We start from the raw sequence: 25,699 nt of genomic DNA on the forward strand, positions 1-25,699 counted from the left end.
CGCGAGCAGGACAGCCGTGGCTAGTGCGAACTCAGCCGGTCGCTCCAGCTTCTGTTCTTGACTGCGACGGCCAGGGCGACAGTGCCGACGACGGCGATGATCGCCCGGCCGCCCAGCCCCAGCGACATCCCGGCCAGCGATGCGAGCGTGTTCGTCAACAGGAACAACACGACGACGGGGAGCACCCAACTGACCGTCAGGAGCCACGGCCTGGCTAACCACTTGAAGCGGTCGGTCCCAGCGCGAAACTCTGCCAGCGCCTCCCCACGCAACAGCCAGCCGACGATGACAGTGAACGCGAACAGCCCGACCGTCAACAGCAGGTCTGCGAGCGTGCCGGAGACGAACTGGAAGACCGAACTTGTGAGTGCCAGTCCGCTCCCAGTGGCCGCAAGCAGAACCGAGACCAGCACCGTCGCACGGCGTCGCGGGACGCCGAAACTGTCGACGAGCGTGGCGACCGGCGTTTCGAGCAGGCTGATGCCGCTGGTCACCGCAGCCATCAAGACGGTCGCGAAAAACGCCGTCGCGACGAGGGAGCCGCCCGGAAGCGTCGCAAACGCCGTCGCGAGCGCGACGAACAGCGCGCCCGGGCCGCCCTGTCCGGGGTCGACACCCTGGGAAAACAGCAGCGGAATGACGACCAGCCCGGCGAGGACGCCGATGAACGTGTTCGAGACCGCGATGACCAGCGTATCCCGTGGCAGGAATGCGTTGTCGTCGAGATACGAAGCGTATGTCAGCATGACCCCAGCGCCGAGTGAGAGCGTGAACAGCGCTTGGCCCGCCGCCGGGCCGATAACGCTCAGGAAGTTGGCGGCGAGGTAGTCGGCGTCGAAACTGAGATAGAACACGTAGCCGGCGGCCGTGCCGGGCTGGGTGGCCGTCCATATCGCGAGGCCGAGAAGGATTATCACGACACCCGGGAGCATCACCTTCGAGACGCGTTCGATGCCGCGGCTCACGCCGAAAAAGACGATGCCGGCGACGATGCCGAGAAACAGCAGGTGAAAGGCGACGGCGTCGATGCCGAAGCTGACCGCCCCGAAGTACTGCTGGGGCTGACCGAAATACGCCCCGACCGGCGAGACCAGCGTGTAGCGGAGGATCCACCCGCCCACAACGGAGTAAAACGAGAGGATGACAAGCGTCGTGAAAACGTTGAACGCGCCCAGCCACGACCCCCAGCGGGAGCCAGTAAGCGAGCGAAGCGCCGCGGTTGGCGTCTGCCGGCCGCAGCGTCCGAGGACGAACTCAGCAAGCAGTCCCGGGACGCCGATGCCGACGACAACGAGCAGGTAGACGATGAGGAACGCGCTCCCACCGTTTCCGGCGGTCAGCCACGGGAACCGCCAGATGTTCCCGAGGCCCGCCGCACCGCCGACGGCGGCGAGCACGAAGCCGAGGTTCGATAGCCATGTGTCACGAGCGGACATTCGTGTACAGGTCTGTTCAGTGGCTACTCAAGACTGTGTTGATTCGATCCCTTGCACTTGATTATGGAGGAATCAGCGGGCCGACGGCCCTAGCTGTATGCAGGCTGTTACCTCGTTCGACCCTCGGGAGTCGGAAACCCGTCGCGGGAAACAGCGACAGCAGTCCCCTTCAGACCGCGAGGTACTCCGCAATCGCGTCCTCGTCGGCAATCGTCGACGGGCCGAGCTCGTCGACGACCGTGCCGCGTTCCATCGCGTAACAGCGGTCGGCCATCTCGCGGATGACGCCGAGGTTTTGCTCCACGAACAGGATCGTCGTCCCGAGGTCGTCGTTGATTGTTTGCATATCCTGACTGATCTGGTCGACGATAGAGGGCTGGATACCCTCACTCGGTTCGTCGAGGAGGAGCAGATCTGGGTTCGAGACCAGCGCCCGGCCGATAGCGAGCATCTGCTGTTGTCCGCCCGAGAGCGTGCCGGCCTCCTGGCTGGCCCGCTCCTGAAGCACCGGGAAGTAGTCGTATATCTGATCGTACAGTGTCTCGTCGCTGTCCGACCGGATTGTCTCGCCCATCTTGATATTCTGCTCGACGGTGAGTTTGGGGAAGACATCACGGCCCTGTGGGATGTAGCCGATGCCTGCCCGGGCACGCTCGTCGGCCGAGGCGGTCGTCACGTCGGTACCGTCGTAGGTGATGGTTCCCTCGCTTGGTTCTAACAGCCCCATCACGGTCTTTAGCAGCGTCGTCTTGCCGACACCGTTTTTCCCCATCACGCCGACGATTTCACCCTCCTCGACGGAGAGGTCCACGTCCCGAAGTATCGGCGTCGTGTCGTAGGCGGCGGTGACACCGTCGAGTTCGAGCATCACGACTCACCCCCCAGATAGATCCGCTGGACCGCCGGGTCCGACTCTATCTCCTCGATCGGCCCCTCGCGGAACACCTCGCCGTTGTGCAGGACAGTCACTTCGTCGGCGATGCTCGCGACGAAGTCGGTGTCGTGTTCGATGACGACGAAGGCGATCCCTTGCTCCTCGTTGAGCCGCGTGATCCGCTCGGCGATGGCCTCGCGCTCGGCCACGTCGAGGCCGGCAACCGGCTCGTCCAGCAAGAGTAAATCGGGTTCGAGCGCGGCGGCCATCCCGATCTCCAGTTGCTGTTGCTGCCCGTGTGAGAGCTGGCTGGCGTCAACGTCCTCGTAGCCAGTGAGCCCCGCAGCCTCGATGGCCTCGGCGACCAGCCGGCGTCGCTCCGCCCCGTCGGCGAACTGCTGGACGGGGAGCCTGACGTTCTCTCTGACGCTCAGGTCGCCGTACACGGACGGGACCTGGAACTTCATACTGATACCGCGCGAGACCCGTTCGTGTGGGTCGAGATCGGTGATTTCGTGGCCGTTGTAGTAGATGCTCCCGTCGGTTACGTCGTAGGTCCCCGTAATCAGGTTCAACAGCGTCGACTTGCCAGCGCCGTTGGGGCCGATGAGACAGCGCAGTTCCCCCTCGGCGACCGAGAAGTCCACCTCGTCGGTGGCGGTGAACCCGCCGAACTGCTTGACGAGACCGTCGGTCTGCAGCAGCGTCTCCGTTCGATCACCCGTTGCCAGTTCCGCCGCGGTCTGTCGGACATTCGGCCCAAGCGGGTCGATGTCGGATTCGGTTTCAGTATCACTCATTAGTCACTCACCTCTCTCGACGCGTCCGGTGCGTCAGATCCGCTGGGGCTGCCCGGGCCGATCCGGGCGTCGACGATCCGCTGGTGGACCCACGGGACGAACCCGCCGGGGAGCACCAGAATCGTCACCAGCAACAGGGTCCCAAGCAGGACCAGCGCCAGCTCTCCAGCCATCGAGATACGGAGGTATTCGACGGCGAGCGTGGCGATGATGGCTCCGAGCAGGCTCTTTCGGCCGCCGATGCTCACCCAGATGACCGGCAGCGTCGCGAACAGCAGCGAGAACACGGTCGGGTCGATGTAGACGTTCCGCGCGGCGTACAGGACGCCGGACAGACCCGCCAGCGCACCTCCGAGCGTGAACACGACGAACTTGACGCGGGTCACGTTGTAGCCGAACATCTCGGTGCGGTCCTCGTCTTCGCGGACAGCGACCATCACGCGGCCGTAATCGGAGTTCACGAGGGCTCGCAGTCCGAGGTACGTTCCGACCAGCAGGAGGAGGACGAGGTAGTAGAACGGGCTGATTTCGAACGCTCCGATACCGATGATCCGCATCGGGAACGGGTTGTAGATGAATTGGTAGGAGGCTCCTTCGATGCCCAGCGTCAGCAGCGGGATGTCCGGCATCCCGTTGAACCCACCGAGGGCCGCCTCGCCGATGGCCCACTCGGACCCGGCGGTCTGGGCCATGAACGTGTGGAGCACGATCGTCGAGACGAGCGTGATGATGGTGACGTAGACGTCACGCACCCCACCATAGAACATAAAGTAGCCCAGTATCGCCGCGCTAAGCCCTCCCATGAGGATTCCGGCGATGACAGCGCCGGTGATACCGCCCGGGGTCGCGAAGTTGATCGAGACGACGCCGAACGTGTAGGCCCCGATCCCGAAGAACACGACCTGGCCGAAGCTCAGCACGCCCGAGTAGCCCCAGACGACCGACAGCGAAAGCCCCAATAGCGCCAGCACCATGAACAGCGACAGCTGCGAGCCGTCGCCGAACACCGGGTAGACGGCCAGGGCGGCGACGGCGACCAGGAAGCCGACCCAGAACCCGCGCGACTCCCCGATGGTGTTGGGCCCCTCGAACCGGCTGCGGAGCCGGCCCGGGAGCGACCTGTTCGCCTCGCCGTTTGCGCTGTTTGTCGACATTTATTCGCTCTCCTGTCTGCGTTTCCGTACTTGTTCGAGGAAGCCGGTGATCCCTTCGGGGAGGAATCTGAGCGCGATCAGCGCGGCGACCAGCAGCGCGATGCGGCCGATGAACGTCCCGTAGAGGTTCGTGAACGTGGCCAGAATCGCCCCGAGGACGCCGCCCGAGAGCGCGGTCCCGAGCACGACACTCGGGCCGCCCACGACGACGGCGACGAACGCCTCGACGAGGAACTGGTCGCCCAGAGACGGCTGCATCGAGACGACGGGCGCGAACAGCGCGCCAGTCAGCCCGGCCAGCGCCGATCCGATACCGAACGTGAGCATGTACATGCGGTCGGTGTTGACCCCCATCGCCTGTGCGGTTTCCTTGTCCTGTATCGTCGCCCGGGCGCGCATGCCGAACTCGGTCCGGGTGAACAGGTAGTAGGTGGCCACCAGCAGCCCGATGCTGATGCCGGCCAACACGATCCGGTACGTCGAGTAGGAGAACGAACCGTACGAGATCGCACCGAACGGCGTAGATATCTGGTCGATAGAGTTCCCAAAGCGGATCCGAGCTCCCTGAGTCAGTATCAGGCTGAGCCCGAACGTGGCGACCATCGAATCGGCCAATCGGTCGTACAGCGGCTGGATGATGTCACGGCCGAGCGTCCGCTGGCTAACGTAGTTGGGCCACGCTCCGGAGATGATAACCCGCTCGGTCAGAATCCCGAAGAGGCCAGTGACGACGCCGCCAAGGGCCATTGCCACGACGAGCGGAATCCCGAACGTGGTCACAGCCAGCGTTGACGTGTACGCACCGATGAGGATGAACTCCCCGTGTGCCAGATTGATGACGCCCATGATCCCGAAGATGATGGCCAACCCCGCCGCAGCGAGCACGATGAACGCGAAGCTGTCGAGGAACTGTAACGCGAGGTTGATGCCGTTTACCATCCCTACTCGGCCTCCTCGTAGTAGTCGACCGGGGTGTACTGGGTCTGCTCCGGGTTCTCGGGGAGGTTACAGCCGGCCGTCTCCGAGAGGAACGTCTCGGGGATCTGTCGGTTCTCGACGGCTTCGACGTTGTGCTCCTCGTCTGCGCGCATGATCCACATGTGGTGGTCGACGTGGTGGGTCGCGCCGTCGAGGCTTATCGTCTCGCCCTCTGGGGCTTCAGGTGCCTCTTCCGTGCCGAGTTCGATCCCCGACTCTAGAGCGTCGATGACTTCCGGCTGTTCGGTGGTGCCGGCCTGCTCGACGGCTTTCTTGTACATGTACGTCGAGAAGTAGTTGGTCTCGGCCTCCTCGTTGAGGTAGGGCGCGTCGGGGTACATCTCGAAGTACCGGTCGACGAAGCCGCCGTCACGCGTGTTGCTGTCGGTCGGGACTTCCTCCATGTAGTTGACGCCCGCGTAGATGTTGGCCATCGCTGGGGCGTCGAGCCGTCGGTGTTCGTACCCCTGTGCCATTGCCGTCGAGGTGCCGATCGGCACGTCGAGACCTGCCGAGGCCTTCTGCTCGTAGAACGACGTGTGGTTCGCGCCGACGAGCATCGACATGACGAAGTCCGGGTCTTCCTCCTGAATCCGGTTGATCGTCGAACCAAAAGAGGACTCGCTGAGCGGGATGAACTCCTCGCCCAGGACGTTCGCGTCGTTCTCGTTTGCCAGCACCTTCACCCAGTCGGCCGAGAGCTGGCCGAAGTTGTAGTCGGCCGCGATGGTGTAGATGTCAGGCCCGAACTCCTCGACCAGATACGGGAGGACGATACCGAGTTGCTGGCGGGCGGTCGGGCCGACCGCGAAGGTGAACTCGTCACAGACACCGCCCTCGTACTGGGTGGTATAGAAGTACAGCTGTTCGTTGCGGTCGATTATCGGACGGATGGCCTCCCGAGTTGCCGAAGAGTAGCCGGCCCACAGCGCGTCGACGTTCTCCTCGTTGATCGCCGTCCGGGTGAGTTCCTGGTAGCGCTGGTTGTCCGACTGTGGGTCACGCTGGAACGTCTCGATCTGCATCCCGTCGATGCCGCCGTTAGCGTTGATCTCTTCGATAGCGAGCATCGACGCCTTCGCTTTCGGGTCGCCGACGAGAGCGAAGTTTCCGGACTGGTCCTCGAGGACGCCGATCTTGAGCGTCTCGGTACTGCTCGCGGTGTCCGTCGAGGTCCCGCCCTCACCGGCCGAACAGCCGGCGAGGCCAGTGACGAGTGCAGCCCCACTCGCCCCGAGGAACTGCCGCCGGCTGATGGGCGACCGACTCATGCTTCCACCGCCAGTTCCGGATTGTTGTTAGTGCCGGTATACTCGCATTCGTTGACTATCTCTCGTTCTTTTCTCGTGATATCCGAACGTTCGTCCATGATTTCGCTCACAGTGTTGCCGTCTGGGAGGGGGAAAATAAGGTTTACCACTCTTATCTTATATTGTCCTTCACACAGTCTGGAGAGTATAAGGTCGTCAAAGGATATGACGAATAGAAAGTGAAACCACTAGGACCAGAGTTGAAATTTGGATTATTCAGTAATTTTGGGATGCTGCTAGTCAATACGGCAAAAATAGAGAATCCTGGTATCTTTCCGTCGCAACGGTCCGTCTCGCAGCTATCGGCGAGTTTTGCGCTCTCTGACCGCAGATCGGCCGTCGTATTCTCGCCCGCGCCACAGGTGCCACGCACCGTCGGCACTGCCGACAGACTGGACGTGAGTCGCGTTAACCCCGAGAAGTCGGACGATTCGATAGTCGGAACCCTTTATATACGACCATAATTTTAGCATTTAATCCGATTTCCGATATAGAGGCGTCACTTGCGCAGAGAGCAACCATTTTAGTATGTGTATTCAAAGAGAGGGGCAGATGGTAGACGAACAGTCAGAAATACTCTGGACGGTGGTGCAATGAGCGACGGACTCGTGCCCGGTGAGGTCATCCCGGGCGAGGGAACTGTCACACTGAACGAGGGTCGGGAGACGACCGAAGTGACGGTCGGCAACACCGGCGACCGGCCGTCCCAGGTCGGGTCACACTTCCACTTCTTCGAGGCCAACGCGGCCCTGGAGTTCGACCGCGAGGCGGCCATGGGGATGCGGCTGAACATCCCCGCCGGGACGGCCGTCCGGTTCGAGCCCGGCGACGAGCAGACGGTCGAACTCGTCGAGATCGGCGGCAAGCGCCGCGCCCACGGGATGAACGGACTGGTCAACGGGAGCGTCGACGGCGAGACGAGCGACGCCGTCGAGCGGATGCGTGCGGCCGGGTTCGGCGATACCGGCGAGGAAGTAGCGGACAGCGACGCGGAGTCCGACCAATGACACGAGACATCGACCACGAGAACTACGCCGAGCTGTACGGGCCGACGACGGGCGATACGATACGGTTGGGTGACACGGAGCTGTTCGCCGATGTCGAAGAGGACCTCCGGACCCACGGTGATGAGGCCGTCTTCGGCGGCGGGAAGACGCTCCGGGACGGGCTGGGGATGGCTCCCGGCGTCACACAGGCGGAGGGCGCACTCGACTGGGTGCTGACGAACGCGACGATCATCGACCCGATACTCGGTATCGTCGCCGCCGACATCGGTATTCGGAACGGCGAAATCGCTGGCATCGGGAAGGCCGGGAATCCCGACACGATGGACGGCGTCGACATGGTCGTGGGTCCATCGACGGACGTCTACCCCGCCGAAGGGAAGATTGCGACGGCCGGGGGCCTCGACATCCACATCCACTTCAACTCCGCACAGCTTCACGAACACGCGCTGTCGGGCGGCATCACGACGATGCTCGGCGGCGGGTACGGCGGCGGCGCGACGACGACCACGACCGGCCCGGAGAACATCAAACGGTTCCTCCAGGCGGCCGAGGAATGGCCGGTCAACGTCGGTTTCTACGGGAAGGGCAACGCTTCAGACCCCGGCCCGCTCCGCGAACAGGTGGAGGCCGGTGCTTGCGGGCTGAAACTCCACGAGGACTGGGGGTCGACGCCCGAGACCATCGACACCTGCCTCGATGTTGCTGAAGACGAGGACGTGCAGGTGTGTATGCACACGGACACACTGAACGAGGCCGGCTTCGTCGAGAACACCTTCGGTGCCGTCGACGGCCGAACCATGCACCTGTTCCACATCGAGGGCGCGGGCGGCGGCCACGCGCCGGACATCATGGAGATGGTCGGCGAGCCGAACATGCTCCCGTCGTCGACGAACCCGTCGATGCCGTACACCGACAACACGTTCGACGAACACCTGGACATGGTGATGGTGTGTCACCACCTCAACCCAGACGTGCCGGAGGACGTGGCCTTCGCGGAGTCCCGCGTTCGCGCGGAGACCATCGCCGCCGAGGACGTGCTTCACGACATGGGCGCGATCTCGATGATGACCTCCGATTCACAGGCGATGGGCCGGATGGCCGAAGTCATCCCGCGGACGTGGCAGACGGCCTCGAAGATGAAGTCCCAGCGCGGCCCGCTCCCCGAGGACGAGGGGACCGGCGCGGACAACCACCGCATCAAGCGCTACATCGCGAAGTACACTGTCAACCCCGCGATCTCGGCAGGTATCGACGAGTACGTTGGGACGCTCGAACCCGGCAAGCTCGCCGACATCTGCCTGTGGGACCCCGCCTTCTTTGGGGTCAAGCCGGCGATGACGTTCAAGGGCGGCTTCCCGGTCCACTCCGAGATGGGCGAAGCGAACGGCTCGCTGATGACCTGCGAGCCGATTCTCCAGCGCGAACGTGCCGGTGCTGTCGGCAAGGCCAAGCACGCCCTCTCGCTTTCGTTCGTCTCTCCGGCGGCCGCCGAAGCCAACGTCGGCGAGGAATACGGCCTCGATTCCCGCGTCGTTCCCATCGAGGGCGCGCGCACCCCCGGCAAGAGCGATATGGTGTACAACAGCTACTGCCCCGACGACATCGAAGTCGACCCGGAGACGTTCGAGGTCCGGGTCGACGGCGACCACGTCACCTGCGAACCGTCCTCCGAACTCCCACTCGCACAGCGGTATCTGCTATGAAACTCACAGCCAAAGAACAGGAACGACTCACGGTCTTTACCGCCGCAGAGGTCGCGCGACGCCGCAAGGAACGCGGCGTCCCGCTGAACCACCCCGAAGCCGTCGCCTACATCAGCGACTGGTGCATCGAACGCGGCCGGGACGGCCAGTCCGTCGCCGAGATCCGATCCGGCGCGTCGAAGCTGCTCGGCCGCGAGGACGTGATGGACGGCGTCCCGGAGATGATCGACATGATCCAAGTCGAACCCGTCTTCCCCGACGGGACGAAACTGGTGACGGTCCACGACCCGATCCGGTCCGACAGCGTCGGAAGCGCCGACAGCGAGGCCGAGGAAGCGACGACTGATGGCGGAGACAAGGACACGGACGAATGAGTCTGACACACCGCGACGTGGCGACGGTCGGCATCGGCGGCCCGGTCGGCTCCGGAAAGACCTCACTGCTGACCGCGCTCGTCCCCGAGCTGCGTGACCAGGGACTTGACGTGGGCGTCATCGCCAACGACATCCTCACCCAGGAAGACGCCGACGTGCTCCGTGAACGGTTCGCTGGGGTCGTCCCCGAGGACCTCGTGGCCGGCGTCGAGACCGGCGCGTGCCCGCATACGGGCATCCGCGAGGATCCGTCGATGAACCTCCAGCAGATCGATTCGTTCCTCGCTGAGCATCCGGAACTTGACCTGGTCCTAGTCGAGAGCGGCGGCGACAACCTCGCGGCGACGTTCAACCCCGAGCTCGCGGACTACTCGCTGTACGTCATCTCGGTCGCGGAGGGGGAGGATATCCCCCGCAAGCGCGGCCCCGGCGTCGTCGACTGTGACCTGCTCGTCATCAATAAGACCGATCTCGCCCCGCACGTCGGCGTCGACCTCGACGTGATGGAGCGGGACGCCGACGAGGTCCGGGACGGACCGGTCGTCTTCACCAACTGCAAAGACGAAACGGGCATCGACGAGGTGCTGACACACGTCCGCGAAGGGGTGTTGTTCGCCTGATGGCAGCCGACGCGCCCCATCCCGCGTTCGAGGGGTATGCGACCGAGGCCGTGCCACAGGCCGCCGTGGGGTCGCCGGGGAAAGACGGCGTGCTCGAACTGACATTCGAGCGGGCGGCCGACGGGACGACCCTGGTGCACGACTACGCGACGGTCCCGTTCCACATCTCGGGAACGCTGGGCCACGACCCGCATCCCGACGCCGACACCGTTTTCATCCAGTCACCGACCGGCGGCGTCGCCCAGGGCGACCGCCACGACGTGTCGATAACGGTCGGGGACGAGGCCATCGCACACGTCTCGACTCAGAGCTCGACGAAGGTCCAGTCGATGACGTGTAACTACGCCGCCGCCGACACGACACTCAGCGTTGGCGCTGGCGGCCACCTGGATTACGTTCCCGAGCCGACGATTCTCCACGCCGATTCCAGGTATCTGCAGGAACTCACGGTCGACTTGGCCCCCGGCGCAACGGCAGTTGTCAGCGACGTAGTTGTCCCCGGACGGCTCGCTCGGGGTGAGCGCTTCGAGTTCGAGCGGTACCTTTCCCGCGTCCGCGGGACTGGCTCCGACGGGCTCCTGTTCGAGGACGCGACGCATCTGACGCCCGCGGACGGGGACCCCACTGCACCCGGCGTTCTCGGCGAGTTCACCGTCTACGGGACAGCGTTCGTTCTCGCACCGGACCACGACGAATCAGACCTGAGCGACGCGCTCCACGCAGTCGTCACCGACGGCAAGGCCCGGGCCGGCGCGACAGCCTTGCCGAACGAGGCCGGCGTCGCGGTCCGTGCTCTCGGCGACCGGGCCGAGACCGTGCAGGCGACGCTCCACGCGGCCTGGGACCACGCTAGACAGGAACTGCTGGACGCACCCGCGCCGTCCGGGAGGAAGTACTGATGCTGGTCGCGGACACCTACCTCGGCCACCGTGATGACGGCACTGTCGCCGAGAATCTCGGCGCGTCAGACTTCACCACTGTCGTACTCTCGGACACCGACCGCCAGCGCTCGCGGGTCCGGACTGAAACGACAGACGGCAGGGACCTCGGTATCGTGGTCGCCCGCGACCTCGCGGACGGCGACGTGCTGGAAGCCGAGGACGGGACCCTCGTCGTCGTCGAACTCGCCGCAATCGAGGCCCTCGTGCTGGATTTCGCCGACAGCGATGTGTCACCGACCGCGGCGCTGGAACTCGGTCACGCAGTCGGGAACAAGCATTGGAATCTCGCGGTCCGCGAGCGAGAGGCGCTGTTTCCCGTGACCGACTCGAAGGAACGGATGGAGACGGCGGTCACCGAACTGCTCCCCGCGGACGTACCGACCCGGTACGAGCACGTGCCACCGACGACGTTCGACGACGGCGGGGTTGACCACACCCACAGCGATGGCGACCACACGCATGACGGCGGCCACAGTCACGGCGGCGATGGCCACGCCCACGACCACGGCGTCCGGACTATCGATGGAGGCGACCAATGAGCGACCCCGCGACACTGGAATCCTTCCGACTGGCAGATTCCTTCCTCCCAGTCGGAACCTACACCGTCTCCTACGGGCTGGAACAGTTCATTCAGGACGACCGGGTCGAGGGCGCGGCGGACCTCGAAGCGCTACTGTCTACGTACCTCCGCCGGCAAGTCGGTCCCGGCGAACTCGTCGCGCTCCGGGCCGCACACGCCGCCGCTATCGACGGGAATCTCGACGCGATCTGCCGGGCCGACCGGCGGCTTTCGGCTGTGACGCTGGCCGCGGAGTTCCGCGAGAGCGCCCAGCAGTCCGGCGACCGGTTGCTCTCGCTCCAGACCGAACTGCGTGACGAGCCGCTGCTGGACCGCTACGCAGAGCGCGTCGACGCCGACGGGGCACCCGGGAACTACGCCGTCGTCCTCGGCGTTGCGACAGGGCTGGCCGGTGTGGCTGTCCGTGAGGCCTGCCTGCTGTGCTGTCACGGGTTCGTCACCGGGTTGCTGGGCGCAGCCCAGCGGCTCCTCTCTCTGGGTCACACGGATGCCCAACGGATCCTCAACGACCTCCAGCCAGTGATGACAGCCGCAGTCGATGAGAGTGCGGATCGAGGGATAAATGAAATGACGCCGTTCGCCCCGCTGGTAGACGTACTCGCCGCCGATCACGAACGCGCAGAGCGGCGTCTGTTCGCCAGTTAGCCCCCTCTTAGAGTTATATATGTGTATTGAGTGAGTTTTAGGGTGAGAACAGTACCTAATGGCCACAGATAGTGTCAAAATAAGTCTTTATGGTCTTTCTGCGATCAGATTAAACGAAAGTTCTGCCAAAATCGGCTTGAATATGAATATATAATAGTATATGAATAAATACAGGTTCAAATGGAGGTATTCAATTAGAACAGAACCTATAGGAGAAGTATTTGTCGCTATCCGACAATCTAACAAATGTACAGATGTTATATTTAACGCATACCATTCCCGAGAGGATGGAACGGGGGTCTACTGAAACCAGCCCACTCGGGAGTCGATGTAGCGTTCAATATGTTCGAACGTGATTGGGAGAATCATGACCGACTACTCATGTTGATGTTCACTTCGATAACGTTGGCCGAGTTGACGACCTGTTCTGGGAGAGTCTCTTCGAACCGGTTGCCCTGTAGAACGCTTGCGGGTCCGGAAACGCTCAAGGAACCCAGTACGTCGCCAGTGGGTGTTTGGATCGGTGCACCTATCGCACGGAATCCCTCGATCTCTTCTTCGTCGTTGTACGCATACCCGCGTTGACGGATCTCCTCTAACTCTTCAAACAACGTTTCCGGGTCGGTTACGGTATTCGCTGTTCGTTCTGGTAAGCCGTGACGATCAATGATTTCAGTAACACGCTGCTCAGGGAGATAGGCAAGTATCGCTTTCCCAGAGGCGGTGTAGTGCAAGTGGTCTCGTTGCTGGGGTTTTGTCGTCTGGTACTCCCCGCTTACGCTCGTATCGCCTTTCACCTGATAGAGGTTGATAGCACGGCCGTTCTCCTCGGTGACGATGTGGACGTATTGGCCCGTTTTATCCGCAAGTTCGTCCACCTGGGCTTTTCCATGTCGATACAATGGGTTCTGGCTACGGACGTATTCGCCGACCGCGAACAGTTTGAGTGCGAGTTCGTATCTGCTGTCACGCTTTACCACGAGTCCATTCTCAACCAGCGTCGTCAAATGGATGTGAGCGGTGCTTTTCGAGATATCGAGTTCAGTCGCGAGTTCTGTTACGCCAGCCCCATCTAACTCTTTGAGTGTCGTCAGCACCGCAGAAGATATCGAGACGGTCTGCAACGTCCGAGGCCCGTCGTCACCACCGGTTGGAGGCATATTACCGCCTTTACACCGTACCGACTTATATGTTCGGATATGTTGAACAATCTTCGGAAATATCCCTCATGCATTTGCGTATATGAGAGTAATCAGTTGGTTCTAAAGATTTATTCGCAATCTAGTGGACAAAGCGTATCCTGACTTCGAAATGTGTGTTCGTGTATCTTGAATCGACGGTATCGGTTCAGAAATTTAAGGACTTGGTGACGCGATTAAGGAATACTCTTACCTTTGTCTTCCTGAGGTAGTTATGACGTATGTAGGGTAAAGCTTTTAGATAAGTGGCGAATCTACTTTATCGACGCGAAAATGAGACTGTATGCCCAGATTACGCAGCTAGTACTGCACAGTACCGAAGAGCATGTTCGCTTCCACGGAGCCCACGAATGACTGGCGATGACGGTACCAGCGACCAGGGTATCACGGGCGAGATTACGGCGTCGGACCTCGTATCAGCGGGGTCGCGCCGCCAGTTTCTCGCTGCACTCGGTTCGGCTGGTGCCGCTGGGCTAGCCGGCTGTGCAGGGGGCTCCGGATCGGATTCGACTGAAGAAGGCACGTCAACCGGAGACAGTGGAGCACAGACGGACAGTAACGGCGACGGCTCGACGCTCACGGCGAACATTTCGCAACGGCTCGGTACCATCGACCCAGCGAAGGGAACCGACTACGTGCAAGCGATGGCGCTCGTGAACCTCTATGACCCGCTCGTATTCCCTGATAGCGACGGAGAGATCCAACCGAATCTCGCGTCGGAGTGGTCGGTTTCGGACGACAGCAAGACGTACACGTTCACGCTACGGGACGACGCAACGTTCCACAGCGGGAATCCGGTTACGGCAGAAGACGTGAAATTCACGACCGAACGGTTCCTCGACCTCAACCAGGGGTACGCATCGCTACTGAGCGGCGTTCTCGACACGGAGAACATCGTTGTCGAGGACGAGCAGACCGTGTCCTTCGAACTTAATCGGTCTTACGCGCCGTTCCTCCCCATCATGGTCCTAGTATTCATCGTGGATAAGGACAGGATCATGGACAATCTCGAAGACGGCGACTACGGTGAGCGTGGTGACTACGGGCAGACGTATATCAACAACAACGATGCCGGGTCCGGTGCATACCAACTGTCCGAGTTCTCCCGCGGTAACTCGATTACGTTCGCGAAGTACGACGACTACTTCAAGCAGTTCCCTGACGGATCGTTCGACACCATCGAGGTCCGCATCATCACCGAAAACTCCACTGTGCAAACGCTGATGAAAAACGGGGAACTGGATATGACCGGGCAGTACCAGAACTCCCAGACCTACAGTGCTATCGACCAGATGGAGAACGCACGGGTCGAGAAGATCCCGACGTTCGGGCTGCTATACAACAAGATAAACACGCAAAAAGCACCGACTGACGACCCTGCAGTTCGCGAGGCGATGGCCTGGGGCTTCGATTACGAACAGGTCGTCAATGAGATCCGTCCGGATATGAAAAAAGCCCAGGGACCGCTGCCGCCAACGTGGGGGGCACACAAGAGCGATGTGATGCAGCCGTCCTACGATCCGGAGCGAGCGCGCCAGATCCTGGCCGATGCCGGCTATTCGGAAGGTGAACTCACCATCACGAACACGTTCACGTCCTCGTATTCCTTCCAGGAGCGCATCGCACTGCTGTTCAAGGACAACATGGCGGATATCGGGATCAACGTCGAACTGAACCCCCAGACGTGGGGGACCATCACGGAGATGGCCACCACGGTAGAAGACACGCCACACACGAGTCAGGTGTTCTACGTTCCGACGTACCCGTCGCCGGACTCGATGTTCTACAACCAGTTCCACTCCGACGCGGCGAACACGTGGATGAGCATGGAACATCTCGACAACGCCGAAGTCGATAGCCTCATCGACGAAGCGCGACAGACCCCTGATCGACAGGCCCGTGTTGAGATATACAAAGAGCTCCAGAGCAAGCTCGCGGACCTGCACTGTGACATGCACCTGTATCACACGGTGAAGACGATCGGCTTCCAAAACGACGTTGAGGGGCTCACGCTTCGTCCCGCACAGGGCTTCGAGTATACGTTCCGTAACCTCCACCAAGTGTAATGCCGCGCATAGGCCAGATATTGCGTCGGCTCTCAGGAATGGCCGTCAGCCTCCTCGGGCTGTCAGTGCTCATATTCGTCATTTCGCGGGTTCTACCGGGGAACCCAGCTCGGATGGCACTTGGAGCGATGGCCAGCGAGGAGCAGGTCGCGGAACTCGCTGCGGAGATGGGACTCAACAAACCGCTCCCGCTCCAGTACGTCGAGTACATGCGCAAGCTCTTCGTCGGCGACCTGGGCCAGAGCCTCCAGACGAAGAACTCCGTCGCGTACGATCTGGTAACGAAGTTCCCCGCGACGCTCGAACTCATCACGCTCGCGTTCACGTTCATGGTTGTGTTCGGTATTCCGCTGGGCATCGTCGCCGCGAAACACCACGGCGGGATACTCGACAACGCGACCCGGTTCTTCGCCTTCTCGACGGTGAGCGTCCCGAGCTTCTTCGTCGGCATCGTCTTCCAGCTCGTGTTCGGGTACTTTCTCAACTGGTTCCCGATCACGGGGCGACTCTCCTCGGCGTACAGCGGCGAGGTGGTCCGAACGACGGGCTTCATGCTCGTCGATACCCTTCTGTCGGGATCGGTTGCGGCTCACGTCGACGCATGGACGCATATCCTGTTGCCGGCGCTTGCGCTGTCGTTTAGCGGGATGGGGCAGATAATCCGGATCACGCGCTCGAGTATGATCGACGTCGAAGGCCAGGACTACATCGAGGCGATGCGTGGCTACGGCTTACCGAGGTGGATGGTCACGGACAAGTACACGCTGAAAAACGCGTTCGTGCCGACGCTGACCATCCTCGGGCTCCAGTACGCGTGGCTGCTTAGCGGCGCGTTCATTATCGAAATCGTCTACTCCTGGCCCGGCCTGGCGAAATACGGCGTCCAGTCCGTCCTGACTTCGGACATCAACGCCGTCGTCGGCGTGACGATGTTGGTCGGCGTCGTGTTCGTCTCAGTGAACTTCGTCGTCGACCTGCTGACGAGCTACATCGACCCGCGGATCGGTCTAGCAGGTGACAGTGCATGAGCATCGACACCCTCTCATTCGATACGTCCGGGCTCGACCGATTCGTGTCGCCGGCACGTCGCGAACTGTGGTATCGTTCGTATCGCCGGTTCGTAAACCAGCCGATGAGCGTCATCGGGCTCGCGATAGTTGTTACTATCGCACTCGCGGCCGTGTTCGCGCCGTACATCGCCCCGTACCCCGAACAAGTGGGGTCGTTCACCGACTTCGGGAACGCCTACCAACCGCCGAGCCTCGACCATCCCTTCGGAACGGACAGCGCGGGGCGAGATATCCTCACCCGCGTTATTTTCGGCTACCGCATCGCCCTGTTACTGGTCGCTGTGGTGCTGGGACTCGGCGTCCCAGTCGGCGTGATGCTGGGGCTGGTTGCCGGCTACGCCGGCGGCTGGGTCGATACGATCATCATGCGGATCACGGACACGTTCCTGGCGCTCCCACCCCTCGTACTGGCACTCGCCATCGCGTCTGCCTTCGAACCGACCCTGGAGATCGCGATGTTCGCCATCGCGTCGCTCTGGTGGACGTGGTACGCGCGACTGGCCCGCGGACTGGCCGCGAGTCTGTCGTCCGAAGAGTACGTGCAGGCCGCAGAACTGGCTGGCGCGAGCAGGACGCACATTCTCTTCCGGGAACTCCTGCCGAACTGCCTCTCGCCGCTGCTGGTCAAAGCGACGTTAGACGCCGGTATCGTCGTCCTGACGGGCGCATCGCTGTCGTTCATCGGGCTCGGTGTCCAGCCCCCGAGACCGGGACTCGGGACGATGGTCGCGGACGGCACCCAGTATCTGCCCGCCGAGTGGTGGATCAGCATCTTCCCGGGCCTTGCGATATTCGTCCTCGTGATGGGGTTCAACATGCTCGGGGACGGGCTGCGTGACCTCTTCGACGTGGAGGTAGAGCAATGACCGACGCCCCATCGCCGCTGCTCGCTGTCCGGGACCTCTCGGTCGGGTTCGAGGGCTTCGACGGCTACGCGGCTGTCGTGGATGGGATTGACCTGACAGTCGACCACGGTGAAGTCGTTACCATCGCCGGTGAGACCGGTTGTGGCAAGTCCGTGACGACCAAAGCCATCACTGGCCTGCTCGAGGAGCCGCCAGCACGCGTTTCCGGGACTGTCGAGTTCGACGGACAGGACCTCCGCGACCTCCCGGACGACGAACGGCGAGACCTGAACGGGGACCGGATCAGCGTGATATTCCAGAACCCACTGTCCAGCCTGAACCCCGTGTTCACTATCGGAGAGCAACTCACCGACACGGCACAGTTCGGCGGCGAAGGCACGACGGGGATCCTAGGCTATCTCCGGCGACGCTTGTCGTCGACGGACCGGTCAGCCGCCCGCGAGCGAGTGATAGAGCTTCTCGAAGAGGTCCGGATGCCCGACCCGGAGTCCGTGATGGACAGCTATCCGTCGGAGCTTTCCGGCGGGATGCGACAGCGGGCGATCATCGCCCAAGCGCTCCTGAACGAACCTGATCTGCTCATCGCTGACGAGCCGGGGTCCGCGCTGGACGTGACCGTTCACGATGAAATCCTCTCCCTGCTCGAAGACCTCATCGAAAAACGGGACATGAGTATCCTGATGATTACGCACAACCTCGGGGTGGCGCGACAGCTAAGTGACCGCATCTACATCATGTACGGCGGTCGCATTGCCGAAAGTGCACCGACGGCGGAGATCTTCAACGCGCCACGCCATCCGTACACGCAGGGGTTGATCGCGTCTATCCCTCGCCTGTCCGGCGACTCGATGGCCGGTGGCATCGGCGGGTCGGTCCCGGAGTACACGGACCCGCCGTTGGGCTGTCGGTTCCATCCGCGCTGTCCGTACGCCGATGAGAGCTGTCGGTCCAGTGAGCCGCCAGACGTTCCGTTTGGCGACGCGGCCAGATCCGCCTGTGTCCGTCACGCGGACGGAGACATGGGGCCAGTGCCGACGCTGCAGGAAACGAAACAGCGGCTGTCAGAGCACGGGCCGACGCCGGAGCCAGCGGAGGGCGACCGATGAGCGGGCCGGTGCTTGAAGTCCAGGACCTGAAAAAGCACTTCCCAGCCGAAGGGCTGTTCTCGTCTGACCCGCCGGCGAAGGCGGTCGACGGGGTCTCGTTCAGTATCGACGAAGGCGAGACGCTCGGCTTGATCGGGGAGTCCGGAAGCGGCAAGTCGACGGTCGCAAAGACGATAATCGACATCCACGAGACGACTGATGGTCTCATCCGATTCAACGGAAAGGACATCACCAATCCGATCCGACAGCAACTGGCCGAGATGCGGTCGGAGATCCAGCTCGTCTTCCAGGACCCGACGTCGTGTCTGAATCCGCGTCGGACGATCAGGAAGTCGCTGCTGGTCCCGCTGAAAGCTACCGGGGTCCCGAGTTCGAAACGTGAAGAGCGTGTCCGACAGATGCTGGAGCGGGTCGGGCTCAACGACGAGTATCTGTACAAGTACCCACACGAGCTGAGTGGCGGCCAGAAACAGCGCGTGAATATCGCCCGCGCGCTGGCTGTCGAACCGTCCCTGCTGTTGCTCGACGAACCGACCAGCGCGCTCGACGTGAGCGTACAAGCGAAAATTATCTCACTGCTTGAGGACATCCAGACGGAGTTCGACCTCACGTACCTCTTCATCACGCACGACCTCTCGCTCGTGCGGAACTTCGCGGACGAAACAGCTGTTATGTATCTCGGGGAGATACAGGAACAGGGCCCGACTGACCGGTTGTTCGAAAACCCCCGGCACCCCTACACGCGGTCGCTCCTGTCGTCTATCCCCGTTACGTCCCAGCAAGAAGAGGCACTCAAACCGGACAGCGAGTCGCTGGAAGGCGAAGTACCCGGGGCGCGAAACATGCCCTCGGGGTGTCGGCTCCACCCGCGGTGTCCACACGCGACCGAAGACTGTGCAATGAGACATCCAGAACAATACGACGTACACGACCGAGACGTGCGGTGTATCGCATACGAAGACGGGGCAGACGGGTTCGACCGCCTCCGTGAGCAGACCCCTATCGGGAGTGGGTCCGATGGTAGCTGATCTCCGTGTCGTCGGCGGAACGCTTGCCACAGCGCAAGGAACCGTTGACGCGGGATTCGCTGTCGAGGACGGAACTATCGTTGCTATCGGTGACGAGCGACACCTTCCCAACGCGGAGCGGACGCTAGACGTGGCAGGGAACATGGTCCTGCCGGGCGTCGTCGACCCGCACGTCCATATTAACGGGTTCAACTCCATCGACACCTACGAGAGCGGGACCGCGGCGGCGGCCCGCGGCGGCGTTACCTCCGTCATCAATTTCGCGTGGCAGACGTGGACCGGCGAGCGTGAACACGACGCTAATGGGTCGGTTTGGGCTGATAGCGGGTCGCTGCTTGACGCTATTGACCGCCAGCGCGAAAGTGCATCGGGGGCATACGTCGACTACGGGCTGCACGCGACGGTGACCACCGAGGACCGCTCGGTCTTCGATGAGTTCGAGGCGGTCGTGGAGGCGGGCGTTCCGTCGTTCAAGTTCTTCACCGTCTACGATGTGGGTGTCTCCAACGGGTTCCTCCGAGTGGCTTTCGAGCGGCTCTCTGACCTCGATGCGGTCGCGGTCCTGCATACCGAAGACGAATCCGTCTGTCAGGCACTGACCGACGAACAGCGCCGTACCGGTCGCGGACACCCGACTGAGTATCCGGAGACACGTCCCGACTACGCGGAGGCGATGGCCCTGTCAGATGCCGTTTCACTGGTTACTGAGACTGACTGCAAGTACTACGGCATCCACACCACCTCGCGGGCGGCTGTAGACGAACTCGCGTCAGCGCGCGAGGACGGGACGCTGGTTCGCGGTGAGACGTGTCCGCACTTCACGACGCTCACCGAAGACGCGTACGCGGAACAGGGCACGATGGCGCTGCAGTCGCCACCGCTCCGTACTGCGGATGACATCGAGGCGATGTTCGAATCGCTTCGGAGCGGCACGCTCGATATCGTGTCGACGGACCACGTCGCGTCAACGCGGACCGAGAAGGAAGTCGAGAACTGGTGGGACTGCCCCTTCGGCGTGAACAGCCTCCAGACGGCACTCCCGGTGTTTCACGATGAGGCGGTCAACCGCCGTGGACTCCCCTATTCGTTCCTTGTTCGGGTTCTTTCGAGGAACCCTGCAGAGACGTTCGGCCTGCCACAGAAGGGCCGGCTCGCCGTCGGGGCAGACGCCGACTTCGTCGTGTTCGACCCGACGGAGGCATACGAGATATCGGCGGCGGACAACGCTTCCCTGGCGGATTACTCGATATATGAGGGCCGGGAAGTGACCGGGAAAGTCGTCGAGACGTACCTCAGGGGGCGGCGCATCGCTGACGACTCCGGCGTCGTCGGGGGCCCCCGCGGGGAGTTCCTCGCCCGGGATGTCCCGACATGGGACTCACAGGGAGGGATGGCGTAGTGGACACTACGATCGACATCGACGCCGAATCACTCAAAACGGACATCGAGCGGACCGGTGAGTTCGGGAGCGTGGAAGCCGACACGGGTCGTGGCCGGACTGCACTCCCAGCAGACGGTGCTAATGTGCAGGCCCGCGAGTATCTGGTCGACCGGATGGCGGAAGTCGGTCTCGACGTTCAGATCGACGCTGTCGGCAATATCGCCGGCCGATGGACGCCGTCGACGTGTGACCCGAACGCCGCACCGGTCGTGGCGGGGAGCCACCTCGACTCCGTGCCGAGGGGTGGCATCTTCGACGGTCCCCTCGGCGTCTACGCCGCGCTCGAAGCGGTCCGTGCCGTTCGGGACAGCAGCGTCGCCATCGAACGCCCGCTGGAAGTCGTCTCGTTCACCGGCGAAGAGGGAACGCGGTTCGCTGACGGCGTTCTCGGCTCCTCCGTCGCCGCTGGGGAATTATCGGTCGAAGACGCCCTGGACCTCTCTGACGGAAACGTCTCTCTCGGAACGGCACTGGAGGAGGCCGGATTTCGCGGCACGGGACGCCTCGACGCGAGCGAGTGGCACACCTGGATAGAGCTCCACATCGAACAGGGAGGACGCCTCGAAGATGCGGGCGCTCCCCTGGGCATCGTAACCGGTATCACCGGCACTACGCGGGGACACGTCAGTATCGACGGGAACGCTGACCATTCAGGGACGACGGGCATGGGGGCGCGTTGCGACGCGCTCGTCGCAGCGAGCGAACTCGTTCTCGATGTCGAGAAGACGGCAAGTGAGATCGCTGCCTCAGGCACGGGGACGGCGGTCGGGACGGTCGGCCACCTCACCCCGAAACCGAATGCGGTCAACGTCGTTCCGGGGAGTGTGTCGATGCGTCTCGACCTCCGGTCCATTGACCAACTGGAGATTGACCGCCAGGTCCGGGCTGTCGAGAACTCGCTCGACGAGTTGGAGGACCAACATGGGGTCGAAACATCGCTCAATATCCCGTACGATATCGCCCCGACACAGCTATCCAAACGCGTTCAGGAAGCCGTGGAAACAACGGCCTCCCGGCGCGAAATCGAGACACTCGCGCTACACTCCGGCGCTGGCCACGACACGATGCAGGTCGCTAACGTGACCGATGCAGCGTTGCTGTTCGCCCCGTCGACGGGTGGGTATTCCCACTCGCCAAGAGAGTGGGCCGAATGGTCGGACTGTGCTGTAGCGACGCAAGTCCTCGCCGAGAGTCTCGCATTGCTCGCATCGAACACTGACCAAAACGGTACATACGAATGATCGAAATCCAGACCGAGGAGACGACGTTTACAGCTGAGCTTCACGAACAGCAGGCCCCGGAAACCGTTGCAGCACTCCGAAGCATGTTACCACTTCACTCGGAGTTGATGCACGTCCGCTGGAGCGGTATCGCGACGTGGATTAACATCGACGAGGTCGACCTCCCGGAGCTGCCTCGGGAAAACCACACGACGTATCCATCGCGTGGTGACCTGTTGCTCTATCCGGGCTATCGGAACGACGCGGAGATACTGCTGCCCTGTGGACCGACCTGTTTCAAGAGTCAAGCTGGTGAGCTCGCAGGGAATCACGTTGCGACAGTCAACGCGAGCGCAGAGGAGCTCCGAAAACTCGAACAGTTGACACTCCGCGACGGTATTCAGGAAATCGTTATCAGAGAGAAAGATCGGTGAGAGACATCGCTGTCTTCCGGTAGAAGACCGACTGACATATGTCAATGCGAGCCTGGCGACGTTTTGTAACAAGTCCTGGCAGAAATGTCCTGATAATGGAGTGAATAAAACGCTATATCTGACTTTGATATAGATATAGGGTATAGGAGGGATTAAGATACAATATAAGGGTTCAGTCTTGGGTATATGGCTCCATATAGTAGCTTTTGGGACCTATTCGGTTAGTCGGCACTCGCAACGAGCAGGAACGTCTCCGGCCGTACCGCCTCGAACTCGATCGTGAACCCGTGTTGCCGGAGCGCGTCAGCAGCCTCGTCAGCGGAAAACCGCTCGTCGACGGGCGGGCCGTCGGTACCACTTCCGGAGGCGGACCAATCGGCAATAGCGAAGGTCCCGCCCGGCTTGAGCGCTCGTGCGACCTCGCGCAGCGCCCCGTCGTTAGCGAACTCGTGGTACGTCATCGTCGAGAACGCCCCGTCGAGGCTGCTGGTCTCGAACGGGAGGTCGTCGACCCCACTCGTCACCAGGTCGACGTTGTCAGGGACGCCTTTCTCTCGGTAGTAATCGTGCATCGCGTCCTGGATATCGACGGCGTACAGATGGTCGACAGCCGGTGCGCTGTCGTCGGTGTAGAATCCGGTCCCGCTGCCGAGGTCCGCGACCGTCTCGTCGCTGTCGGCCGATAGCGCCCAGCGGAGCTCTTCGGCGGAGAGGAACCGGTACCGTTGCTGTGCATCTTCGAGCTTGTCGGCCCGGCCGGCGTCAAACGTGTGATATCCCATGTTAGAGGTTCTCGAACGCCTCGTCGACGATTTCTCCGGTGTCGGCGACGATGTCCGCCATCTCCTCGTTGTCGGGTGCCATCCCCACGAGGCGGGCGATACGCATAATCGAGACGTGATACACGCGCTGACGGCCGGGTTCTTCTTCCCAGATAACGACGTTACAGGCCATGAGCGCACCGAGTTTGTTGTCTGTCGCATCGAGGGCGCGGTCGGCGACCTCGGGGTTACACGCCCCCAGCACGTAGTAGGGGTCACGGTCCGCGTCGATCTTCTCGTTGAGCATTTCGGAGGGCGAGAACTCGACGGGGACACCGAATCCGGCGTCGGTAAACACGTCTCGAACGTGTTCGATCGCGTCTTCGTGGCTCATTTCGAGCGTGGTCTGTTGTTCGCCGATGTCTGCAGGGTCGATCTGGCTCGGGTCGATTGGGAGCACCATTCGTGTATTGTATTGTGCCTATAGAGCAAAGGCTCTTCGGATACGCTGTCGAGCGAACAGCGATGGACTCGGCCATCTACTCCTCGACGGCTCGATAGTCGTCGGTCCCGCGACCGTACCGGATCGACCGAATGGTCCGGTTCTCGTGGTCAGTGGTGTGTCCAGCAGCCAGCCAACGACGGTGGCTGTAGGTGTTGTCGCGCGTCTCGACGAGAAAAGCCGCAATACCCCTAAGTCCAGAGACCGCCTATAGAGTGACTGCCACGCGATTACGGGACGTCTCGTTCCACGGCTTGCCGACGCGTTGCTGTGGTGCTGGGAACAAAGCCTTGGACTGTTGCTGGTCCACTTTCGAATCACACAGTGCAATGTAGTATTGTGCAAGTTATACAAAATAAATAAGTCCATCCGGTTCGAACAGCGCGGCAATGACTGACGAGCTAGAAGAGATCAGACGGCAAAAGCTGAACGAGCTCCGTAACCGAGACGAAGCGGGGAGCGATGGAGCAGACCAGGCGAGCGTTTCTAAACCGATATCGGTCGATGGACCGTCCGAACTCACCAACACAGTCGCCACGCACGACGTCGTTCTGGTCGATTTCTACGCAGACTGGTGCGGGCCGTGCCAGATGCTCGAACCCGTCGTCGAAACAGTTGCCGCCGAGACCACTGCGACAGTGGCGAAGGTCGATGTCGACGCGAACCAGGGGCTCACTGCCGAGTACGGCGTTCAGGGGGTCCCGACGCTCCTCCTGTTCGCTGACGGGGAGCCGGTCGAGCGCCTCGTCGGCATGCAGGATGAAGCACAGCTCCGCGCCGTGATCGAAGAATACGTTTGATTCGGCTGGGACCGGCGATAGCCAGTCGGGAAGCGAACCGCGACCCGGGCCGGTTGGCCCTGTCGGGTTGGTTCGTGGGCTATGCGACCCGGATGTACAGTACGGCCACGGCTAGCTGCTGGTGCTTGCCGGCGCAGTCGGCCGCGAGTGAGCCGGGTATAAAGCAAAACAGGTCACAGAGACAGCACCCCTACATCTGATTGATCGTTTCAGACCAGCAGCTGGATGTCGGCGTCTGCCATGTCTTGGAGGGCGGTCGCAGCGCCGACGCCGGTGGTGACACCGTCGTAGAAATCGTCCTCGTCGTAGTCCATCAGGTCGATGGTCATCTGACAGGCCTGGAACTCCACACCCATGTCGAGACTCGTCTCCAGCAGCTCCTCGATGGTGGCGGTGTCGTTGTCCGCGATCCGTTTTTCCATCATCTTCGTCGTCACCCGGTCCATGCCGGGAATCGCGGCGACGGCGTTTGGCACCGGCATGTTCGGATTACCGACGGAACTGAGTTTGAGGTTCTTCGACCGCTCCTCGTGAAGGATGTCCAGCCCCCAGAACGTGTGGAAGACGGTCACCTCGTACCCGAACGCAGCGGCGGTGCTGGCGAGGATCAGCGGCGGATACGCCATATCCAGCGTCCCCTTCGTCGCGATGATGCTCATCTTCTTCGTGTCGTCCTCGTCAGTTGCTTCGGCGAGCGCGTCCTCCAGTTCGTCGACGCGGGCAGCCAGCTCCGCACGCGACGGAAGGTCGTCGGCGGACGCTTCGGGTGTGTCCGTGCTCATCG

At 62.0% G+C, this 25,699-nt stretch carries 26 protein-coding genes and 1 pseudogene; 17 read left to right on the forward strand and 10 right to left on the reverse strand.

Annotated elements, in window-relative coordinates; all coding sequences use genetic code 11:
• Nucleotides 1–20: 20 nt before the first annotated feature.
• From ACY9XZ_RS15435 to ACY9XZ_RS15460, 6 genes are all read right to left on the reverse strand, one after another.
• Nucleotides 21–1,436, reverse strand: a complete 1,416-nt coding sequence (locus ACY9XZ_RS15435; protein ID WP_463457909.1) for a sodium-dependent transporter — start codon at nucleotides 1,434–1,436, stop codon at nucleotides 21–23.
• Between the two features lie 169 nt (nucleotides 1,437–1,605).
• Entirely contained in the window at nucleotides 1,606–2,304 is a 699-nt protein-coding gene (locus ACY9XZ_RS15440) for an ABC transporter ATP-binding protein (protein WP_463457910.1), read from the reverse strand.
• Nucleotides 2,304–3,110, reverse strand: a complete 807-nt coding sequence (locus ACY9XZ_RS15445) for an ABC transporter ATP-binding protein (protein ID WP_463457911.1) — start codon at nucleotides 3,108–3,110, stop codon at nucleotides 2,304–2,306. The genes ACY9XZ_RS15440 and ACY9XZ_RS15445 overlap by 1 nt, the downstream gene beginning before the upstream one ends.
• Nucleotides 3,110–4,264, reverse strand: a complete 1,155-nt coding sequence (gene urtC, locus ACY9XZ_RS15450; RefSeq protein WP_463457912.1) for an urea ABC transporter, permease protein UrtC — start codon at nucleotides 4,262–4,264, stop codon at nucleotides 3,110–3,112. The genes ACY9XZ_RS15445 and urtC overlap by 1 nt, the downstream gene beginning before the upstream one ends.
• On the reverse strand, nucleotides 4,265–5,203 hold the full coding sequence (gene urtB / locus ACY9XZ_RS15455) for an urea ABC transporter, permease protein UrtB (protein ID WP_463457913.1): 939 nt from the start codon (nucleotides 5,201–5,203) through the stop codon (nucleotides 4,265–4,267).
• Between the two features lie 2 nt (nucleotides 5,204–5,205).
• The gene (locus tag ACY9XZ_RS15460; RefSeq protein WP_463457914.1) at nucleotides 5,206–6,513 is read right to left on the reverse strand and encodes an urea ABC transporter substrate-binding protein; all 1,308 of its coding nucleotides are present in this window, start codon (nucleotides 6,511–6,513) and stop codon (nucleotides 5,206–5,208) included.
• A 632-nt stretch (nucleotides 6,514–7,145) separates the two neighbouring features.
• On the opposite strand from ACY9XZ_RS15460, the gene ACY9XZ_RS15465 reads away from it, so the two are divergent.
• Genes ACY9XZ_RS15465 through ACY9XZ_RS15495 form a run of 7 tightly spaced genes read left to right on the forward strand, consistent with a single transcriptional unit; the run spans nucleotide 7,146 to nucleotide 12,422 of the window.
• Complete coding sequence (locus ACY9XZ_RS15465; protein ID WP_463457915.1) at nucleotides 7,146–7,559, forward strand: urease subunit beta; 414 nt, start codon at nucleotides 7,146–7,148, stop codon at nucleotides 7,557–7,559.
• Nucleotides 7,556–9,262, forward strand: a complete 1,707-nt coding sequence (gene ureC / locus ACY9XZ_RS15470; RefSeq protein WP_463457916.1) for an urease subunit alpha — start codon at nucleotides 7,556–7,558, stop codon at nucleotides 9,260–9,262. The genes ACY9XZ_RS15465 and ureC overlap by 4 nt, the downstream gene beginning before the upstream one ends.
• The gene (locus ACY9XZ_RS15475; protein WP_463457917.1) at nucleotides 9,259–9,636 is read left to right on the forward strand and encodes an urease subunit gamma; all 378 of its coding nucleotides are present in this window, start codon (nucleotides 9,259–9,261) and stop codon (nucleotides 9,634–9,636) included. Before ureC ends, ACY9XZ_RS15475 begins: the two co-directional genes overlap by 4 nt.
• Nucleotides 9,633–10,256, forward strand: a complete 624-nt coding sequence (gene ureG, locus ACY9XZ_RS15480) for an urease accessory protein UreG (protein WP_463457918.1) — start codon at nucleotides 9,633–9,635, stop codon at nucleotides 10,254–10,256. Before ACY9XZ_RS15475 ends, ureG begins: the two co-directional genes overlap by 4 nt.
• Nucleotides 10,256–11,155 carry an urease accessory protein UreD gene (gene ureD / locus ACY9XZ_RS15485; protein ID WP_463457919.1) on the forward strand — a complete coding sequence of 300 codons (900 nt, stop codon included), beginning with the start codon at nucleotides 10,256–10,258 and terminating at the stop codon, nucleotides 11,153–11,155. Before ureG ends, ureD begins: the two co-directional genes overlap by 1 nt.
• The gene (locus tag ACY9XZ_RS15490; protein ID WP_463457920.1) at nucleotides 11,155–11,736 is read left to right on the forward strand and encodes an urease accessory protein UreE; all 582 of its coding nucleotides are present in this window, start codon (nucleotides 11,155–11,157) and stop codon (nucleotides 11,734–11,736) included. Before ureD ends, ACY9XZ_RS15490 begins: the two co-directional genes overlap by 1 nt.
• The gene (locus tag ACY9XZ_RS15495; protein ID WP_463457921.1) at nucleotides 11,733–12,422 is read left to right on the forward strand and encodes an urease accessory protein UreF; all 690 of its coding nucleotides are present in this window, start codon (nucleotides 11,733–11,735) and stop codon (nucleotides 12,420–12,422) included. Before ACY9XZ_RS15490 ends, ACY9XZ_RS15495 begins: the two co-directional genes overlap by 4 nt.
• Before the next feature lie 365 nt (nucleotides 12,423–12,787).
• Here the strand turns inward: ACY9XZ_RS15495 and ACY9XZ_RS15500 are convergent, their stop codons facing one another.
• Nucleotides 12,788–13,582: an IclR family transcriptional regulator gene (locus tag ACY9XZ_RS15500; protein ID WP_463457922.1), complete on the reverse strand. Its 795-nt coding sequence runs from the start codon at nucleotides 13,580–13,582 to the stop codon at nucleotides 12,788–12,790.
• A gap of 389 nt (nucleotides 13,583–13,971) precedes the next feature.
• On the opposite strand from ACY9XZ_RS15500, the gene ACY9XZ_RS15505 reads away from it, so the two are divergent.
• Genes ACY9XZ_RS15505 through ACY9XZ_RS15540 form a run of 8 tightly spaced genes read left to right on the forward strand, consistent with a single transcriptional unit; the run spans nucleotide 13,972 to nucleotide 22,852 of the window.
• A complete protein-coding gene (locus tag ACY9XZ_RS15505) occupies nucleotides 13,972–15,687 on the forward strand; it encodes an ABC transporter substrate-binding protein (protein ID WP_463457923.1) in 1,716 nt (571 codons plus the stop codon).
• A complete protein-coding gene (locus tag ACY9XZ_RS15510; RefSeq protein WP_463457924.1) occupies nucleotides 15,687–16,715 on the forward strand; it encodes an ABC transporter permease in 1,029 nt (342 codons plus the stop codon). Before ACY9XZ_RS15505 ends, ACY9XZ_RS15510 begins: the two co-directional genes overlap by 1 nt.
• Complete coding sequence (locus ACY9XZ_RS15515) at nucleotides 16,712–17,623, forward strand: ABC transporter permease (protein WP_463457925.1); 912 nt, start codon at nucleotides 16,712–16,714, stop codon at nucleotides 17,621–17,623. Before ACY9XZ_RS15510 ends, ACY9XZ_RS15515 begins: the two co-directional genes overlap by 4 nt.
• A complete protein-coding gene (locus tag ACY9XZ_RS15520; protein ID WP_463457926.1) occupies nucleotides 17,620–18,729 on the forward strand; it encodes an ABC transporter ATP-binding protein in 1,110 nt (369 codons plus the stop codon). The genes ACY9XZ_RS15515 and ACY9XZ_RS15520 overlap by 4 nt, the downstream gene beginning before the upstream one ends.
• On the forward strand, nucleotides 18,726–19,757 hold the full coding sequence (locus ACY9XZ_RS15525; RefSeq protein WP_463457927.1) for an ABC transporter ATP-binding protein: 1,032 nt from the start codon (nucleotides 18,726–18,728) through the stop codon (nucleotides 19,755–19,757). Before ACY9XZ_RS15520 ends, ACY9XZ_RS15525 begins: the two co-directional genes overlap by 4 nt.
• Nucleotides 19,747–21,156: a dihydroorotase gene (locus ACY9XZ_RS15530; protein WP_463457928.1), complete on the forward strand. Its 1,410-nt coding sequence runs from the start codon at nucleotides 19,747–19,749 to the stop codon at nucleotides 21,154–21,156. Before ACY9XZ_RS15525 ends, ACY9XZ_RS15530 begins: the two co-directional genes overlap by 11 nt.
• On the forward strand, nucleotides 21,129–22,439 hold the full coding sequence (locus ACY9XZ_RS15535; protein WP_463457929.1) for a hydantoinase/carbamoylase family amidase: 1,311 nt from the start codon (nucleotides 21,129–21,131) through the stop codon (nucleotides 22,437–22,439). Before ACY9XZ_RS15530 ends, ACY9XZ_RS15535 begins: the two co-directional genes overlap by 28 nt.
• Nucleotides 22,436–22,852, forward strand: coding sequence for a DUF3830 family protein (locus ACY9XZ_RS15540; RefSeq protein ID WP_463457930.1), 417 nt, complete (start codon nucleotides 22,436–22,438; stop codon nucleotides 22,850–22,852). The genes ACY9XZ_RS15535 and ACY9XZ_RS15540 overlap by 4 nt, the downstream gene beginning before the upstream one ends.
• 221 nt (nucleotides 22,853–23,073) lie before the next feature.
• Here the strand turns inward: ACY9XZ_RS15540 and ACY9XZ_RS15545 are convergent, their stop codons facing one another.
• Complete coding sequence (locus ACY9XZ_RS15545) at nucleotides 23,074–23,634, reverse strand: class I SAM-dependent methyltransferase (protein WP_463457931.1); 561 nt, start codon at nucleotides 23,632–23,634, stop codon at nucleotides 23,074–23,076.
• Nucleotide 23,635: 1 nt separating this feature from the next.
• The gene (locus ACY9XZ_RS15550) at nucleotides 23,636–24,076 is read right to left on the reverse strand and encodes a DUF302 domain-containing protein (protein WP_463457932.1); all 441 of its coding nucleotides are present in this window, start codon (nucleotides 24,074–24,076) and stop codon (nucleotides 23,636–23,638) included.
• A gap of 428 nt (nucleotides 24,077–24,504) precedes the next feature.
• Here ACY9XZ_RS15550 and trxA point away from each other — a divergent pair, with 428 nt between their 5' ends.
• On the forward strand, nucleotides 24,505–24,915 hold the full coding sequence (trxA, locus tag ACY9XZ_RS15555; protein ID WP_463457933.1) for a thioredoxin: 411 nt from the start codon (nucleotides 24,505–24,507) through the stop codon (nucleotides 24,913–24,915).
• 43 nt (nucleotides 24,916–24,958) lie between these two features.
• Nucleotides 24,959–25,030, forward strand: a pseudogene (locus ACY9XZ_RS15560) (DUF1641 domain-containing protein); the annotation flags it as partial.
• 94 nt (nucleotides 25,031–25,124) lie between these two features.
• Here ACY9XZ_RS15560 and ACY9XZ_RS15565 read toward each other — a convergent pair.
• Nucleotides 25,125–25,697: a DsrE/DsrF/DrsH-like family protein gene (locus ACY9XZ_RS15565; RefSeq protein WP_463457934.1), complete on the reverse strand. Its 573-nt coding sequence runs from the start codon at nucleotides 25,695–25,697 to the stop codon at nucleotides 25,125–25,127.
• Between the last annotated feature and the right edge of the window lie 2 nt (nucleotides 25,698–25,699).

The organism is Haloarcula sp. HT12 (assembly GCF_055271655.1).

Coding starts and splice junctions, on each gene's coding strand:
- ACY9XZ_RS15465 (WP_463457915.1), top strand. CDS start 7,146: ATGAGCGACGGACTCGTGCCCGGTGAGGTCATCCCGGGCGAGGGAACT.
- ACY9XZ_RS15510 (WP_463457924.1), top strand. CDS start 15,687: ATGCCGCGCATAGGCCAGATATTGCGTCGGCTCTCAGGAATGGCCGTC.
- ACY9XZ_RS15515 (WP_463457925.1), top strand. CDS start 16,712: ATGAGCATCGACACCCTCTCATTCGATACGTCCGGGCTCGACCGATTC.
- ACY9XZ_RS15495 (WP_463457921.1), top strand. CDS start 11,733: ATGAGCGACCCCGCGACACTGGAATCCTTCCGACTGGCAGATTCCTTC.
- urtC (WP_463457912.1), bottom strand. CDS start 4,264: ATGTCGACAAACAGCGCAAACGGCGAGGCGAACAGGTCGCTCCCGGGC.
- ACY9XZ_RS15520 (WP_463457926.1), top strand. CDS start 17,620: ATGACCGACGCCCCATCGCCGCTGCTCGCTGTCCGGGACCTCTCGGTC.
- ACY9XZ_RS15435 (WP_463457909.1), bottom strand. CDS start 1,436: ATGTCCGCTCGTGACACATGGCTATCGAACCTCGGCTTCGTGCTCGCC.
- ACY9XZ_RS15535 (WP_463457929.1), top strand. CDS start 21,129: ATGGGACTCACAGGGAGGGATGGCGTAGTGGACACTACGATCGACATC.
- ACY9XZ_RS15500 (WP_463457922.1), bottom strand. CDS start 13,582: ATGCCTCCAACCGGTGGTGACGACGGGCCTCGGACGTTGCAGACCGTC.
- ACY9XZ_RS15440 (WP_463457910.1), bottom strand. CDS start 2,304: ATGCTCGAACTCGACGGTGTCACCGCCGCCTACGACACGACGCCGATA.
- ACY9XZ_RS15550 (WP_463457932.1), bottom strand. CDS start 24,076: ATGGTGCTCCCAATCGACCCGAGCCAGATCGACCCTGCAGACATCGGC.
- ACY9XZ_RS15475 (WP_463457917.1), top strand. CDS start 9,259: ATGAAACTCACAGCCAAAGAACAGGAACGACTCACGGTCTTTACCGCC.
- urtB (WP_463457913.1), bottom strand. CDS start 5,203: ATGGTAAACGGCATCAACCTCGCGTTACAGTTCCTCGACAGCTTCGCG.
- ACY9XZ_RS15460 (WP_463457914.1), bottom strand. CDS start 6,513: ATGAGTCGGTCGCCCATCAGCCGGCGGCAGTTCCTCGGGGCGAGTGGG.
- ACY9XZ_RS15545 (WP_463457931.1), bottom strand. CDS start 23,634: ATGGGATATCACACGTTTGACGCCGGCCGGGCCGACAAGCTCGAAGAT.
- ureD (WP_463457919.1), top strand. CDS start 10,256: ATGGCAGCCGACGCGCCCCATCCCGCGTTCGAGGGGTATGCGACCGAG.
- ACY9XZ_RS15490 (WP_463457920.1), top strand. CDS start 11,155: ATGCTGGTCGCGGACACCTACCTCGGCCACCGTGATGACGGCACTGTC.
- ACY9XZ_RS15565 (WP_463457934.1), bottom strand. CDS start 25,697: ATGAGCACGGACACACCCGAAGCGTCCGCCGACGACCTTCCGTCGCGT.
- trxA (WP_463457933.1), top strand. CDS start 24,505: ATGACTGACGAGCTAGAAGAGATCAGACGGCAAAAGCTGAACGAGCTC.
- ACY9XZ_RS15525 (WP_463457927.1), top strand. CDS start 18,726: ATGAGCGGGCCGGTGCTTGAAGTCCAGGACCTGAAAAAGCACTTCCCA.
- ACY9XZ_RS15530 (WP_463457928.1), top strand. CDS start 19,747: ATGGTAGCTGATCTCCGTGTCGTCGGCGGAACGCTTGCCACAGCGCAA.
- ACY9XZ_RS15540 (WP_463457930.1), top strand. CDS start 22,436: ATGATCGAAATCCAGACCGAGGAGACGACGTTTACAGCTGAGCTTCAC.
- ACY9XZ_RS15445 (WP_463457911.1), bottom strand. CDS start 3,110: ATGAGTGATACTGAAACCGAATCCGACATCGACCCGCTTGGGCCGAAT.
- ACY9XZ_RS15505 (WP_463457923.1), top strand. CDS start 13,972: ATGACTGGCGATGACGGTACCAGCGACCAGGGTATCACGGGCGAGATT.
- ureC (WP_463457916.1), top strand. CDS start 7,556: ATGACACGAGACATCGACCACGAGAACTACGCCGAGCTGTACGGGCCG.
- ureG (WP_463457918.1), top strand. CDS start 9,633: ATGAGTCTGACACACCGCGACGTGGCGACGGTCGGCATCGGCGGCCCG.